Source organism: Pseudomonas sp. GW823-FHT06E10, assembly GCF_058794995.1.
The window spans coordinates 149,394-162,378 of sequence record NZ_JBXAHJ010000010.1 but is presented as its reverse complement, the minus strand read 5'-3'; the positions used below and the strand labels follow the sequence as shown (position 1 = coordinate 162,378).

Sequence of the window (12,985 nt, the reverse complement as noted above, 5' to 3'; positions counted from 1 at the left end):
GCGCCCGTCCGGCTGGACGAGCGCCGTTACGTCGCCAGAAGGCTACTTGGTGACCAGTTCTACCGGCGTTTCGATCACGCCATTGGCGCCGCCGTCGACCTTCTCGCCCTTGAGAATCTTCAATGCAGTCTCGATGCCGAACACCGCCTGTTTAGCCGCGAACTGGTCCGCAGTGGCCAGCACGCGACCATCCTTGAGCATAGGCTGGATGGCATTGATGTTGTCGTAGCCCACCACCTGCACCTTGCCGGCCTTGCCCGCGGCGCGCACCGCAGACACCGCACCGACCGCCATGCTGTCGTTGCCGGCCAACAGGGCCTTGGTTTGCGGGTATTCGCTGAGAATCGACGCGGCTACCTTGTTGCCCTTGTCGATCTCCCAGTCTCCGGATTGCAGGGACACGACCTTGATCTGCGCCGCCTCCATCGCATCCTTGAAACCTGCGGTCCGCTGCTGGGCATTGGTGGTGGTGGACACACCTTCGATGATGCCGACTTCGTCACCGGCCTTCAGCTGTTTGGCCAGGTAGTCCCCCACCAGCCGTGCACCCTTGCGATTGTCCGGGCCTACGAACGGAACATTGATGTTTTTGCTTTTGACGACGGCGGGGTCCAGCTGGTTGTCGATGTTGATCACGGTGATACCGGCATCGATGGCTTTCTTGATCACCGGGACCATGGCCTTGGAGTCTGCCGGCGCAATCACCAGTGCATTGACCTTGGCCAGGATCATCTGCTCGACGATACGCGTCTGGCCTGCGGTGTCGGTTTCATCCTTGATGCCGTTGGAGATGAGGTCGAATTCGCCGGAGTGATCTTTCTGGTAGGCCTTGGCGCCGTCCTCCATTGTCAGGAAGAACTCGTTGGCCAGGGATTTCATGACCAGAGCGACTTTCGGTTTTTCAGTGGTTTCAGCAAAAGCCGAAGAGACAGGCAATGCAGCGGATGCAGCAGCCAACATAGCGACAGCGAGAAGACGTCCAGCGAATGGCAGCTTCATGGGTTCACTCCGATCTTATGATTATTGTGAGCAACGCTTGCGCTGGCGTAAGCTTCACGGCCCGCCGCGATGAAAAGCCATCATTGGAGCCGCGCAAACGTTTGCGTGAACCAAACTATGCGAACCCTGCCGGTATTTGTCAACGACCTGAAAAGCGCTTTCAGCTATGTTTGGCGAAAAACGGCATTCAGCTATGCCGTGGTATTGACCACCGATCCCGTGCCAGAACCCTTGGCCATTTCCTTGATCAGGCTCGCACTCACTTGCAGGATGGCGCCGTTGGTGTCGGCAACTTGCCCCTGTATGGCTGCTACTGCTGTGGTCTTGGCTTCCGGGGTTGGATAGGACGCTGCCTGGGCTTGTGCCAGTTGCTGCTGTTGCTCGCGCAATTGCTGCTGCAATTCCTTCAGACGCTTGAGCAAGACCTTCACCGCAACGCTGGCGTTATCGCTGGCTTCCGATTCGGCCTTTACGCCGGCACCCTCCCCCAGACCTACCGGGCCCGTCTTGACCTGGTTGCCATCGCTTTCCTTTGCACCCGGCGCTCGAGCAGCCGAATCAGCGGCTGCGTCGCTCAAGGCACGAAGGGTGGTGGCCGATTTGCCAGCGATGGTGATGCCGGCGGCATTGGGAATGCCAACAGATAAGGACATGTGAACTCCTGAAGAAAAAGATCCCTTGAAGGAGCATCGACCGGCTCGGGCGTTTCTTTAGTCATGACGGATGATTTGACCCGTTTAAATCCTAAACAAGACCGCGATCCGTTTCGGAGAGCCGAACGCGAATGTTAAACATGTTCGGCATTCCGGACGCCCAGCCTCGAAACCGCTCTGGACACAAACAGAAATACCGTTACAAATCATTAACTTAGGTGTGTTTTTCGATTCAGCGTATTACTGGTACAGATCCTGCTCTTCCCCTCACACCCCCCGGCGTTCAGATTCGCCCGGGGCGTATCTAGATGAACCTGCATCCGCACCGTCTCACAACTAGAAGAGAAAAATAATGACATCTGCACTCAAGACCTTCGTTCCGGGCGCCTTGGCCCTGCTGTTGCTTCTACCCACTGCCCTTCAGGCCAAAGAAGCCGAAACCCAACAAAAACTGGCCAACGTGGTGATCCTGGCCACCGGCGGCACCATTGCCGGCGCTGGCGCCAGCGCCGCCAACAGCGCAACCTATCAAGCGGCGAAAGTCGGCATTGAACAGTTGATCGCCGGCGTTCCTGAGCTGAGCCAATTGGCTAACGTTCGCGGCGAACAGGTCATGCAAATCGCCTCCGAAAGCATCACCAACGAAAACCTGCTGCAACTGGGTCGCCGCGTAGCCGAACTGGCCGACAGCAAAGACGTCGATGGCATCGTGATCACCCACGGCACCGACACCCTGGAAGAAACGGCGTACTTCCTCAACCTGGTGGAAAAAACCGAGAAGCCGATCATCGTCGTGGGCTCCATGCGCCCAGGCACCGCGATGTCCGCCGATGGCATGCTGAACCTGTATAACGCGGTGGCCGTGGCCAGCAGCAAAGACGCGCGAGGCAAAGGTGTACTGGTGACCATGAACGATGAAATCCAGTCGGGTCGCGACGTCAGCAAAATGATCAATATCAAGACCGAAGCGTTTAAAAGTGCCTGGGGTCCGCTGGGCATGGTGGTAGAAGGCAAATCCTACTGGTACCGCCTGCCGGCCAAGCGTCACACCATGGATTCCGAATTCGACATCAAGACCATCAAGAGCCTGCCTGACGTCGAGATCGCCTATTCCTATGGCAACGTCAGCGACACCGCCTACAAGGCCCTGGCTCAGTCCGGCGCCAAAGCCATCATCCACGCCGGCACCGGCAATGGCTCGGTATCGTCGCGAGTGGTGCCCGCCCTGCAAGCCCTGCGCAAGGATGGCGTGCAGATCATTCGTTCCTCCCATGTCAACGCCGGCGGTTTTGTACTGCGCAACGCCGAACAGCCTGACGATAAATACGACTGGGTCGTGGCCAACGACCTGAATCCACAAAAAGCCCGGGTCCTGGCGATGGTCGCGTTGACCAAAACCAATGACAGCAAAGAGCTGCAACGGATGTTCTGGGAATACTGATTCGCCCTCGCCCGACCGGATCCGGTCGGGCACCCCGTGCGCCACTTGCCAGCCTTGGCGAGTGGCTGCCGCGGATCTTACAAAAAAACTCCCTTCGCCTTACGCCAAACGGAACAAATCGCTGTCAGAGGATTTTCTTGGTTTTTAAGCAGTTGCGAAATGGCCTACAGTTAAATACTGTATGCACGTACAGCTTAATAAGGATAATTCCGTGGACACCACCTCAGCCTCTCCCGACACCTATGTACGCATGGGCCTGCGCGTTCAGAAAATCATCAACTCCCCTACCGCACAAAAAGCCAGGGCAGCGTTGATCTTCCGCCTTCCCGACGAGCCGGTGGATGAATGGGAACGCTTACTGGAAGAAATAGACGAAAACGACAACGTCACCCTCGCCTATCGCGACGATGGCGGTGTGCAGATTTTCTGGGTTGTGCCGAAGGAAGATTGAGTCGATGAGTGTCCGCTGGTTTGCTTTGCTGTTTCTGTTTTTTGTCATGGGGGCGCAGGCCGACGCGCCGCGCACTTTTACCGAAGCGAAAAAGGTCGCCTGGAAGCTCTACGCGCCCCAGTCCACCGAGTTTTACTGTGGCTGCAAGTACACCGGCAACCGGGTGAACCTTGAAGCCTGCGGTTATGTGCCACGTAAAAATGCCAAGCGCGCATCCCGCATCGAGTGGGAGCATATTGTTCCGGCCTGGCAAATCGGCCATCAACGCCAGTGCTGGCAAGAGGGCGGTCGCAAGAACTGCACCCGCTACGACCCGGTTTACCAGAAGGCCGAGGCTGACTTGCACAACCTGGTGCCCAGCATTGGCGAGGTCAATGGCGATCGCAGCAACTTCAGCTTTGGCTGGCTGCCCGAGCAGTCGGGGCAATATGGTTCCTGCCTGACCCAGGTCGACTTCAAGGCCAAGAAAGTCATGCCCCGCCCTTCCATTCGCGGCATGATCGCCCGGACCTACTTCTACATGAGCAAGCAGTATGGCTTGCGCCTGTCGAAACAGGATCGACAACTGTACGAAGCCTGGGACAAGACCTATCCGGTACAGGCCTGGGAACGCCAACGCAATCAGAGCGTGGGGTGCGTCATGGGGCGCGGAAACGAGTTCGTCGGCCCGGTAGACATGAAGGCCTGCGGCTGAATCCAGGACGGGACACTGAAACAAAAAAGGCCCCGGTGCTAAACGCCCGGGGCCTTTTTTGTTTCTTCAACGTCTGCGCTACGTTATTGAGCGGCTGGACGCTCAAGCACCAGCAATTCGATGTTCTGTTTCTTCGCGCGAGTGAGCGCCGCGCGAACTTCATCCTGTTTGGCTTCGGCTTCGGCTTTCGAATTGAATGGCCCGACCAGGATTCGGGTATTGCCATTCTCCTTGACGACACTGGACATGAAACTGTGCTCGATCAGCCAGCCACTCAGATCACTGACCGCCTGAGGGGTTTCACCTCGCACTTCAAGATCCCATTGCGGACCGGACACTGGCGCGGGTACAGCAGCCATGGCCGGCTTGGGCTTCGGCGCATCCACACGGCTGCCCTCGCCACATCCCGCCAGTGCCAATATCGCGATGATCAAAACCATTTTGCGCACGACGCTTCCCTCCAAATGCATAAAGCGGCGATTTTAACACCCATGAATACTTCACGAGTGCCGTAAAATGGGCTCAAAACAACGAGATTGATGATTGCGGCCTCTGTATAGTTACGCCTTGGGAATTAATGCCACATCTGCGCGTCAGAAAGAGGCACCCAAACCACGAGACTTCGCACTAATCTATACATACCACCGACCTCTGCACTGTCCGAATCAGGTGCCCCACAAAGCAATCAAGGAGAAGACCATGCTGATACTCACCCGCAAAGTCGGTGAAAGCATAAACATTGGTGATGACATTACGATCACCATCCTGGGCGTAAGCGGCCAGCAAGTCAGGATCGGCATCAACGCTCCGAAGGACGTTGCAGTGCATCGTGAAGAAATTTACCAGCGCATTCAGGCCGGCCTGACCGCCCCGGAAAAGCCGCAATCCTGAATCCTGTTGCAGTCAGTAGCCAGCCCGTTCAGTCCGGAATTACGGCTGGCTAAAGATTCAGCACCCCATCGCCCTGCGCTTTCGCCCCCACCCAAACCCCTGGGGCCGATACTAGCGGCAAGCTCCTTCCTTTTGCTGTCAGACTTTTCTGGTTTACCCCAGGGAAGGATGCGTTCACTGCGCAGTCAACCAAGCATCACGCCTCGCGCCATGCCAGTCGCTGCCACCACCATCAGCAACACCAGCAGCGCCTCGATATGACTGATCCGTGCAAACAGCTTCGCACGGCCGGTATCGATCGCCACTTTACGGGCAAGCGCTATCCGCCATTTGATCAGCGTCACCATCGGCGCAATCTCCAGCAACAAGATCAGGACGAACAGCGTCATCTTCAGATGAAACAGCGGCTGATGCAGGTAATAGTCCGCGCCCTTCTCGTACCCGCCAAAGGCTCGCATCCCGCCACTGATCAATAAAACGACAGCTGAAATACCCCAGATATTGTCCGCCATCAAAACACTGCGCACCTCTGTGGCGCCATCGGCCAAACGCCGAAAAGCCGTGCCTCGAACCAATACCGCCCAGAATCCCAAGGCAAATGCCAGAAGATGAACCGCCGCCAGAAACCATTGAGTCAGCATCGAGAAACTCCTGCCAGGTCGAAGTTGTATGAGCCTGTCAGTAGTAGCCCATGAAATGGCTGCGTGCACGCCATCCGCAGACAATGCCCGAAACACAATATGACAGACCTACTAGACTCCACTGCGCCGGTATTGAGCGTCCATGGCAGTACCCGCCCCAACAGCAACTCACTCTCACCCCATTGAACTGAGTAAACAAAATCATGTGTAAATCATGTGATTCAAGCTCTGCTTCAAACACAACAGGCCGTCGTCGTTTTCTTCAATTTGCCGGATTGAGCGCAGGCGCCCTGCTGCTGACCGGCACACTGCCCGGCAAGATCATCCAGGCAGCCGAAAAAGCGTCAGCCCCACCCAAACCTCAAAACGTAATCAGTCCCGACATGGCGCTGAAAAGACTGATGGAGGGCAATGCACGATATGTAGGCGGCACTTCCACGACGCACGATTTCAAGGCAGAGCGAGAGGCCTTGGTGTCCGGCCAAAATCCGTTCGTGGCCGTGCTGAGTTGCTCTGACTCGAGGATCGCCCCGGAATATGCGTTCGACACCGCGCGCGGCGATCTTTTCTCCATCCGCGTCGCGGGCAACTTCGTTACGCCGGAAGGCTTGGCCAGTCTTGAATACGGGGTTGCCGTACTGGGCGCCCCGCTGATTCTCGTACTCGGGCATGAGAGCTGCGGTGCCATCGAGGCCGGTATCAAGGCGGTCAAGGATCAGACGATTTTCCCCGGTCATATCCCGAAACTGACTGACGCACTCAAGTCGGCAGTCGAGGCAGTACTCAAGCAGCCCGGGAACCTGATGGAAAACGCCACCGCGCAAAACGTCAAAAATTCGGTCAACAACCTGAAACAGGCCTCGCCATTGCTGACTGATGCGCAGAGCAAAGGCGCGCTCAAGATCGTGGGCGGTATCTATCGCCTGGCGAGCGGCAAGGTGGAGTTGATCGTTTGACCCGCAATGCGCACGCCCCCAGCATCGGTGCATGACCCCGCATGCAAAGAGCCCAGCGCGACGGCTGGGCTCTGGTTATCTTCGGTTTTGCATCATTTTATCCGCGAGGACTCTGGCCCTCTCGATCAACAGGTTCTGCCTGTCCTCGTGAGTAGCCTCGCCCACAATCGGGGCAGTCAGATTGCTTTCGGCAATCAATGCAGCGCAGAAATATCGATCCCAGACAGTCGTGTCCACAGGTGCCTGTTTGCTCATTTGATCGGCGTTCATAGGCGGCTCCTTTTGATAAGGTCGCCTTGCTAGTTTACGCCTGAATAACAAAAAATCCGGACCATCATTCACAGGTACCCGCCATTCGTCGCCTGCCGGAACACAACGAGGAATTCGCCCGTATCCGTGGCTTGAGGCTTGCTAAGATCGCCCGTAGCAGCGCCGGAATGACAGGATTCTGACGCCGCAGCCATTCAATCAATGCTTAAGGACGCCAGCGATACGCTTGGTCAGTCACCGGGAGACGTAACGTGTCAACGCTCAACGAAATCGCAATGAACCACGCGAGAATGGCCAAGGAAAAAGCAGGAAAGTCGACCGAACTGAGCGAGCGCCACCTCCAGATCGTAGGGAGCTTCGAAGTACCGTCCATTGAAGTACAACAGAACATCCCAATGCATCTGATCGCAGGAGCACAGGAAGGCCACCACGGCCTTGCAGCGACCTTTGCCCTCTGACGCCTATTGAGGCTGGCGACGACCTGAACGATTACCTGGCAATCACTGGTGGCCCGGTATCCGCTCAGCAATCGTCGCGCCCGCATCAACGTTCACATTGCCCAGCGTGAACGAGCCCGATACGTTGTGAACACCTGAAGAAATCCGGGACAACAAAAAGGGCCCACCTTTCGGTGAGCCCTTCCAGGCCGCCCGCCAGAGCGGACTTTGCCGGGTACGCGCGATGGCCAATTGGTTGAAAGCTAAAAGTTATTTCGCGACATACTTCGCACCGTGCGGGTCGTCAAGTTTTGCCTGCAATATCCCCCACTCGCGCTGAATGATCGAGTAAGGAATAAAGATGCTGAGCCTCTCAGCCCCCTTTACGCCGGAGTGATTGCTCACATCGTTCAGGGTGGTTGAATAGAAACCAATATTGATGCCGACAATATGGCCGTCACTTGCAAGGACCGGCCCGCCCGACATGCCCTTGATCAGCGGGGCATCGTGGATGGCATAGAGATCACCGCTGTGTTCAGCGGCATTGACGAAAGGCGTTTCATACACCTTGCCCTTCCCGGTAGTGGTCATGAAGTAAGGACTCGCCCCAACGGCAGTTATGCTCTCGCCCACACGCGGTGCGCGCCATGACGGGTAGCGGCCGTTGGCCTTGTGCAGGATGAAGACGAGATCACAACCTGTGCTGCAGCTGTACTTCACGTTGGGGATGAACGGAGTGTGGCGAGTGGTTACGGCGTAGTCCTCGTTCCATTGCACGGCCGAGGCCATGTATAGATACGGTGCGGGAAAGCCCGAGTAGACTAAAAAATATGAATCATTCGCAGATCCCGAAAAGTCGGGTTTTACGATGCCGTTGCATCCTGCAGTTACAGCTCCTATTAAAAAGCAGGCCATGATCTTGATCATGATATATCACCGACTTAATAGGGAGAATGTGACTGTTTTTTGTTGTCAATATTTTGTCTTTTATTGGGTTGCAGTACTCCTCGCCGCTTGTTCCAGTTTGACGCTTTCTTACTTATGGCTGAGATTGTAATGGGGCGTATGAATAAATCGCGCTAAGACCAATCGCTTTTCGAACAACTTCAAAAGTTCAAATATTTGGCGCCTGAAAAACGTTAAAGACGAGAATAAAAACCAAGAGTTTCTATGGACTCCCTCGTTAATTACGCCAACGGTCATGGGAAGTAGCACCTACCTGAATCATTCGCCATGCCCTTCACCCACAAAAGCAACAAGAAGCCTGAAGGCAATCCAGTTGTCCTGCACTACAGCGGCGCCGTAACTCACTAACGAAACTCAATATATGCTGACGGATCAGCACCCACCCTTTTTTTCTCACCCGTTAAGCCCGCCCATACGGGAGTTTTTCGCCTGCTACCTACAGTGTGCGCACCTCTTGGCTACGATTTTTTTCATGGAGGAAACGCGATGTCAGAATGTCTTACCGCCGCCCCGCTCAATCCTTCCGACGAAGACTTTATTGCCCTCGATGAAGTTGCTGCCTGGATCGACCAGCGCGGCTCTAAGTGTGTATCTGATCGCATCAATAGGCCGACGTTACGGTGTTTAACAAACCCCAACACCTGTCTTCTAACAATCTGACGATTATCAAATTAACTCGCATTGAATGTGTAGTGCTTGATTTACTAACAAGCGGTGAGGAGCGTGTTATTGGCAACGAGGAAATCCTTATGAAGTTAAATAAGGACCCTTATAATTACAAAGGATTGCCCATATGCCTCAGTAGACTGCAAGCGAAATTCAAGAAGCTCACTAAAGGCAACAACTCCCTCCATTCAGTAAGAAGCCGCGGTTACTGCTTGATCATGTGCATCAATCATCACTTGAATGGCGTTTAGCACATGCGTCAAGGTGATGAAGAGCATGCCGGACAACTGCATCGACAGGGTGCTGGCCGATCTGCCCTACTGCACTACCCAGTGCGCGCGGGGCATGATTATCCCCTTCGAACGGCTCTGGCGTGAGTACCTGCGGATCGCTAAACCGGAAGCGGCCATTGTGGCTACGTGACTTCAGCAAGCGGCAGCTCAAAGTCATGTTCGGTTTTTTTTTTGGGGGGGGGGGGCGCGAATGCACCGCCGACGAGGCAAAGGATCATCTGCTTGAGGCATTGGCCCAAGTAAAGAGGCCTTGCCGTTCGGATCGCCTTGCCAGGGCTTTGACTTCTCCGGCAGAGGCTGCCCCGACAAGGGGCGTGCGCTGAACGCCTGCAAGGTGCGAAAGCAGTGGCAGATCCGCCACGCTGAACTACTTGGTTTTTGTCGCCTGCACCTTATCTCGAATTGGTGCCCACCCTGACCAGTTGCTGGCCATTCAGTAATCCATCTGAAACACACCAGGCCGGGCAAGCGGTAATGACTTTACCCAGCGCAGCGCCAAGTGTCCCGAACACAACCCTGAAAAAAAATAACATTGAGTCTGCCGGTGGACGGAGGGCGATGAATCGCTATGAGGGCCGCGCTACGTGAGGTTGTCAGTGAATGTCTGCAGGCGCCGCGCACACTTACGACCACGTACCGGCCGGAGAGCGCCCCACTTTTCATGAGATCCGAGCCTTGAGGACATGGCTGTACGAGCGGTAGAAATTCCCACAGGAGTCCTTCCAAGCGCTGATGGGGCATGCAGACGAGAAGATGACGAAGCACTATCAGGAGGGGCACGACGAAAAGTAGATCGAGTACATGGAGGTGGGCGCCAAGTTGGCGTTTTGAGCGGGGAGTTTGCAAATCGCAGACAACAAAAAAGGGCCCACCTTTCGGTGAGCCCTTCTAGACCGCCCAGCAGAGCGGATTTTGTTTGGTAGGCGCGATTGGACTCGAACCAACGACCCCCACCATGTCAATGTCTGCTTGCGCAAGCTGCAAGCCCTGCTGCTCTTGGATTTCACAGAACGCCCATTCACATCATGAGGCGTCAAAAATGGCCACTTTCCGTTCCCTTCCATCCGGCAACTGGAACGCTCAGGTACGCGTAAAAGGTAAATCTCCCCAGTCAAAAACCTTCAACACCAAAGCTGAAGCAGAGTCATGGGCGAACCAGATCGAAGCCGTGACGATGGATCGCAAGCATCACACTATTTATACGCTGGGTATGACGTACTGCGAATCCATGCTCAAGGGCAAAGGCAGCTACGACCATGCACTGAAAATCGTGGAGCATCTGGGCAGGCACTTCACGCAGCCCATTCACGAAATCACGCCACAGATGATCAACGACTTCAAGATTATGCGGTTGAAGACTGTGAAGCCGTCCACTTGCAGAACGCAGCTTGCTTTCATGTCGCGGTTCTACAGATTCGCTAAACGCGGCCTGCTGATCGACATCCACAACCCGGTTAGTGATATCGCGCTGCCGAAACCTGACAAATCTTCCGACAAGGTAATCCGTGCAAGCGAACTTGAGCGACTGCTGGCGAAACTGTCTCCAACCATGAGACTGATAGTCGAACTGGCCTACGAGACTGCCATGCGGCGATCTGAAATCCTGAAGCTGACAAAAGACTGCCTGCACCTCAAGGATCGCATTGCCGACGTGATCGACGGGAAGAACGGGACACGGTCAGTCCCCCTCACCCACCGTGCTGTTGAAATACTCCAACTTGCCCAACTGTTGGCCACTGTGGCACGCCACCCAAACGGCCAAGTGTTCACGGTTACACCGCACGCCGTAACTCAGGCTGTGCGCTTGGCACGCGTGAGGGCAGGCTTAGACAGTAGCGTCCGACTGCACCAACTCAGGCACACCAGAATCACGAACGTCGCGAAAAAGGGATTCAACAACGCTCAGATCATGATCGTATCTGGGCACCGAGATACACGATCCGTTGCGCGATACTCCCATCTAAACGTGAGGGATGTGTTGCACCTAATCGACTGATCAAACCGGATAGGCAGCCATGATGAATTAGGAGTTGGCTGCCTCGCCCCAAGCAAATGGTTTAGCCGTATTCCAATCAAAGCAATGGTCGAAGCAATCCAACACCTCAATTTTTACTTTGAAAATAGTTGAAGAAACTGATTGACAATTCGATGTTACGTATTGACAAATGAGAATCATTTCCGTATAATCATACACATAAAGGGAAGAAACTAACGCCACCAAAACCAGTTACCCACAATTGTTCTGCGTTCTCTCTACTGATCTTAGCCCTTCCTTCTAAACGTCAGTAACGTGTTAGTTTTTCTTCGCTAAATTCTAAAGCCACAATCTTTACCGGTTGTGGCTTTTTAATATCCAGAAAACAAACTGTTTAACAAACGCCAAGCCTTTATCACCACCAATCCAATGGAGGATTCATTATGTCCGAAACAAAACAATGTTCCAGTTGTGGAACAAGGCTAGTCAACAAAAGGAGTCACGCATTGACTTGTTCAAATACTTGCCGCTGGCGGGTATGGCAAGCAAAACAATCGGCAATGATTCCAGTGAAATTAATGTTCAGCATCACCAGCTATGCCTTCATCAAAGGCAATGCCGAAGCAATTGGCGTTTCGATCAGTGACTACATTCATGGTCGAGCAACTTCGGAGTGCAAACAATGAGAGTACCATTGAACGATGAAGCGGTTTCTCAACTTGAGTTCATTATGGATCGTACAGGTTACACAAATAAGCAACACGCGATCCAAGTAATGCTTTCGACGATTGCAAACAACCTAAGACGTTCTGGTCAGAAACTGAATAACAAGGTTGAAAGCAAATGAGTACTAGCCTGGATTACTTCAGCCGTGGAATTACACGAGCATTTGAACGACGTAAAGAACAAGCAAAGCAGCAATCAAATGTAGATGCTGCACCTGTTACATCTACACTTTCAGTACCTTCTGCAAAACAATTTGATGAAGAGAAATACAGAACAACGATCATAACCAAGATGATAGCTTTGATTGCCAAACATAAAGGCATCACCGCAAATCATGGTCAGTGATGATTACCACAAAAACCACCAAACAACTCAAGGAATTAATGCAATGACTATATCTATCAAAGGAACACCCCGTAAGTTCGACCCTGCGGAATTGGAACAACGTCAGCAGGGTTTTCACAACATGTATAAAAACACCCTGCAATGCAAAGAGTTAGTGATGGCTCCCATCCTCCATCATCTTTTTCTGAATGTAATCCAGAAGAGCAAAGAAGGTTATGTACTGGATGAAAAACTTCCAGTCAACATTGAAGCACTCAAGCACAGTGTTTACATGATTAAACCAGAGCATTTGCAAGCTGAAGACTTGGCAATTATCAACGAGCGTGTAAAGCAAGAATACATTGCTGAGTTACAAGCAGAGCTCACAGAGTACCGTGAACTACTCACCCAACAATTGTTGGATAAAGCAGAATTGGCAGAGCAGAAAAAGATTGCAGATAAAAGAGCAAAGCTACTTGCTGAAGTAGAGAAGGAGGTCAACGGCGTGTTCAGTGAGCAAGTGGTATTGCCTGAGTAAATCAGCAACACCCTCTACAAGCTCCTACAATGCGTTTTGAGCAACCTACAATGAAAAGTAATAC

The 12,985-nt window shown here is 53.6% G+C and carries 18 protein-coding genes; 12 read left to right on the top strand and 6 right to left on the bottom strand.

Annotated elements, in window-relative coordinates; translation table 11 throughout:
• Positions 1–42: 42 nt before the first annotated feature.
• Positions 43–999 (bottom strand): sugar ABC transporter substrate-binding protein, encoded by a 957-nt coding sequence (locus tag AC1Q6Y_RS17875; protein ID WP_057715547.1) that lies wholly within the window; start codon positions 997–999, stop codon positions 43–45.
• A gap of 191 nt (positions 1,000–1,190) precedes the next feature.
• Positions 1,191–1,652 (bottom strand): hypothetical protein, encoded by a 462-nt coding sequence (locus AC1Q6Y_RS17870; protein WP_429521202.1) that lies wholly within the window; start codon positions 1,650–1,652, stop codon positions 1,191–1,193.
• Between the two features lie 352 nt (positions 1,653–2,004).
• Here AC1Q6Y_RS17870 and AC1Q6Y_RS17865 point away from each other — a divergent pair, with 352 nt between their 5' ends.
• The 3 genes from AC1Q6Y_RS17865 (at position 2,005) to AC1Q6Y_RS17855 (ending at position 4,238) form a co-directional block, all read left to right on the top strand.
• Complete coding sequence (locus AC1Q6Y_RS17865; RefSeq protein WP_057715549.1) at positions 2,005–3,093, top strand: asparaginase; 1,089 nt, start codon at positions 2,005–2,007, stop codon at positions 3,091–3,093.
• 181 nt (positions 3,094–3,274) lie between these two features.
• Positions 3,275–3,544, top strand: a complete 270-nt coding sequence (locus tag AC1Q6Y_RS17860; protein ID WP_046041595.1) for a DUF1654 domain-containing protein — start codon at positions 3,275–3,277, stop codon at positions 3,542–3,544.
• A 4-nt stretch (positions 3,545–3,548) separates the two neighbouring features.
• A complete protein-coding gene (locus AC1Q6Y_RS17855) occupies positions 3,549–4,238 on the top strand; it encodes an endonuclease (RefSeq protein WP_057715550.1) in 690 nt (229 codons plus the stop codon).
• 83 nt (positions 4,239–4,321) lie between these two features.
• Here AC1Q6Y_RS17855 and AC1Q6Y_RS17850 read toward each other — a convergent pair whose 3' ends face one another.
• Positions 4,322–4,687, bottom strand: a complete 366-nt coding sequence (locus tag AC1Q6Y_RS17850; RefSeq protein ID WP_057715551.1) for a hypothetical protein — start codon at positions 4,685–4,687, stop codon at positions 4,322–4,324.
• Positions 4,688–4,937: 250 nt separating this feature from the next.
• Between AC1Q6Y_RS17850 and csrA the strand changes: the two genes are divergently transcribed.
• Positions 4,938–5,129 carry a carbon storage regulator CsrA gene (gene csrA / locus AC1Q6Y_RS17845; RefSeq protein WP_007975691.1) on the top strand — a complete coding sequence of 64 codons (192 nt, stop codon included), beginning with the start codon at positions 4,938–4,940 and terminating at the stop codon, positions 5,127–5,129.
• Positions 5,130–5,314: 185 nt separating this feature from the next.
• Here csrA and AC1Q6Y_RS17840 read toward each other — a convergent pair whose 3' ends face one another.
• Positions 5,315–5,770 (bottom strand): DUF2214 family protein, encoded by a 456-nt coding sequence (locus AC1Q6Y_RS17840; protein WP_057715552.1) that lies wholly within the window; start codon positions 5,768–5,770, stop codon positions 5,315–5,317.
• A gap of 203 nt (positions 5,771–5,973) precedes the next feature.
• On the opposite strand from AC1Q6Y_RS17840, the gene AC1Q6Y_RS17835 reads away from it, so the two are divergent.
• The gene (locus AC1Q6Y_RS17835; protein WP_057715553.1) at positions 5,974–6,726 is read left to right on the top strand and encodes a carbonic anhydrase; all 753 of its coding nucleotides are present in this window, start codon (positions 5,974–5,976) and stop codon (positions 6,724–6,726) included.
• Between the two features lie 75 nt (positions 6,727–6,801).
• On the opposite strand, the gene AC1Q6Y_RS17830 is transcribed toward AC1Q6Y_RS17835, so the two are convergent.
• Entirely contained in the window at positions 6,802–6,996 is a 195-nt protein-coding gene (locus tag AC1Q6Y_RS17830; protein WP_057715554.1) for a hypothetical protein, read from the bottom strand.
• Positions 6,997–7,247: 251 nt separating this feature from the next.
• Between AC1Q6Y_RS17830 and AC1Q6Y_RS17825 the strand changes: the two genes are divergently transcribed.
• A complete protein-coding gene (locus AC1Q6Y_RS17825) occupies positions 7,248–7,454 on the top strand; it encodes a hypothetical protein (RefSeq protein WP_057715555.1) in 207 nt (68 codons plus the stop codon).
• Positions 7,455–7,703: 249 nt separating this feature from the next.
• Here the strand turns inward: AC1Q6Y_RS17825 and AC1Q6Y_RS17820 are convergent, their stop codons facing one another.
• Positions 7,704–8,360, bottom strand: a complete 657-nt coding sequence (locus AC1Q6Y_RS17820) for a trypsin-like peptidase domain-containing protein (protein ID WP_057715556.1) — start codon at positions 8,358–8,360, stop codon at positions 7,704–7,706.
• A 659-nt stretch (positions 8,361–9,019) separates the two neighbouring features.
• Here AC1Q6Y_RS17820 and AC1Q6Y_RS17815 point away from each other — a divergent pair.
• The 6 genes from AC1Q6Y_RS17815 to AC1Q6Y_RS17790 all read left to right on the top strand — a co-directional run bounded on the left by AC1Q6Y_RS17815 (position 9,020) and on the right by AC1Q6Y_RS17790 (position 12,921).
• Complete coding sequence (locus AC1Q6Y_RS17815) at positions 9,020–9,316, top strand: winged helix-turn-helix domain-containing protein (RefSeq protein WP_371318475.1); 297 nt, start codon at positions 9,020–9,022, stop codon at positions 9,314–9,316.
• Positions 9,306–9,488 carry a hypothetical protein gene (locus tag AC1Q6Y_RS17810; RefSeq protein WP_492624937.1) on the top strand — a complete coding sequence of 61 codons (183 nt, stop codon included), beginning with the start codon at positions 9,306–9,308 and terminating at the stop codon, positions 9,486–9,488. Before AC1Q6Y_RS17815 ends, AC1Q6Y_RS17810 begins: the two co-directional genes overlap by 11 nt.
• Positions 9,489–10,397: 909 nt before the next feature.
• Entirely contained in the window at positions 10,398–11,354 is a 957-nt protein-coding gene (locus AC1Q6Y_RS17805) for a tyrosine-type recombinase/integrase (protein WP_492624901.1), read from the top strand.
• A gap of 422 nt (positions 11,355–11,776) precedes the next feature.
• Complete coding sequence (locus AC1Q6Y_RS17800) at positions 11,777–12,019, top strand: hypothetical protein (RefSeq protein ID WP_492624900.1); 243 nt, start codon at positions 11,777–11,779, stop codon at positions 12,017–12,019.
• 157 nt (positions 12,020–12,176) lie between these two features.
• Positions 12,177–12,404 carry a hypothetical protein gene (locus AC1Q6Y_RS17795; RefSeq protein WP_492624899.1) on the top strand — a complete coding sequence of 76 codons (228 nt, stop codon included), beginning with the start codon at positions 12,177–12,179 and terminating at the stop codon, positions 12,402–12,404.
• A 43-nt stretch (positions 12,405–12,447) separates the two neighbouring features.
• A complete protein-coding gene (locus AC1Q6Y_RS17790; protein WP_492624898.1) occupies positions 12,448–12,921 on the top strand; it encodes a hypothetical protein in 474 nt (157 codons plus the stop codon).
• Positions 12,922–12,985: the final 64 nt, after the last annotated feature.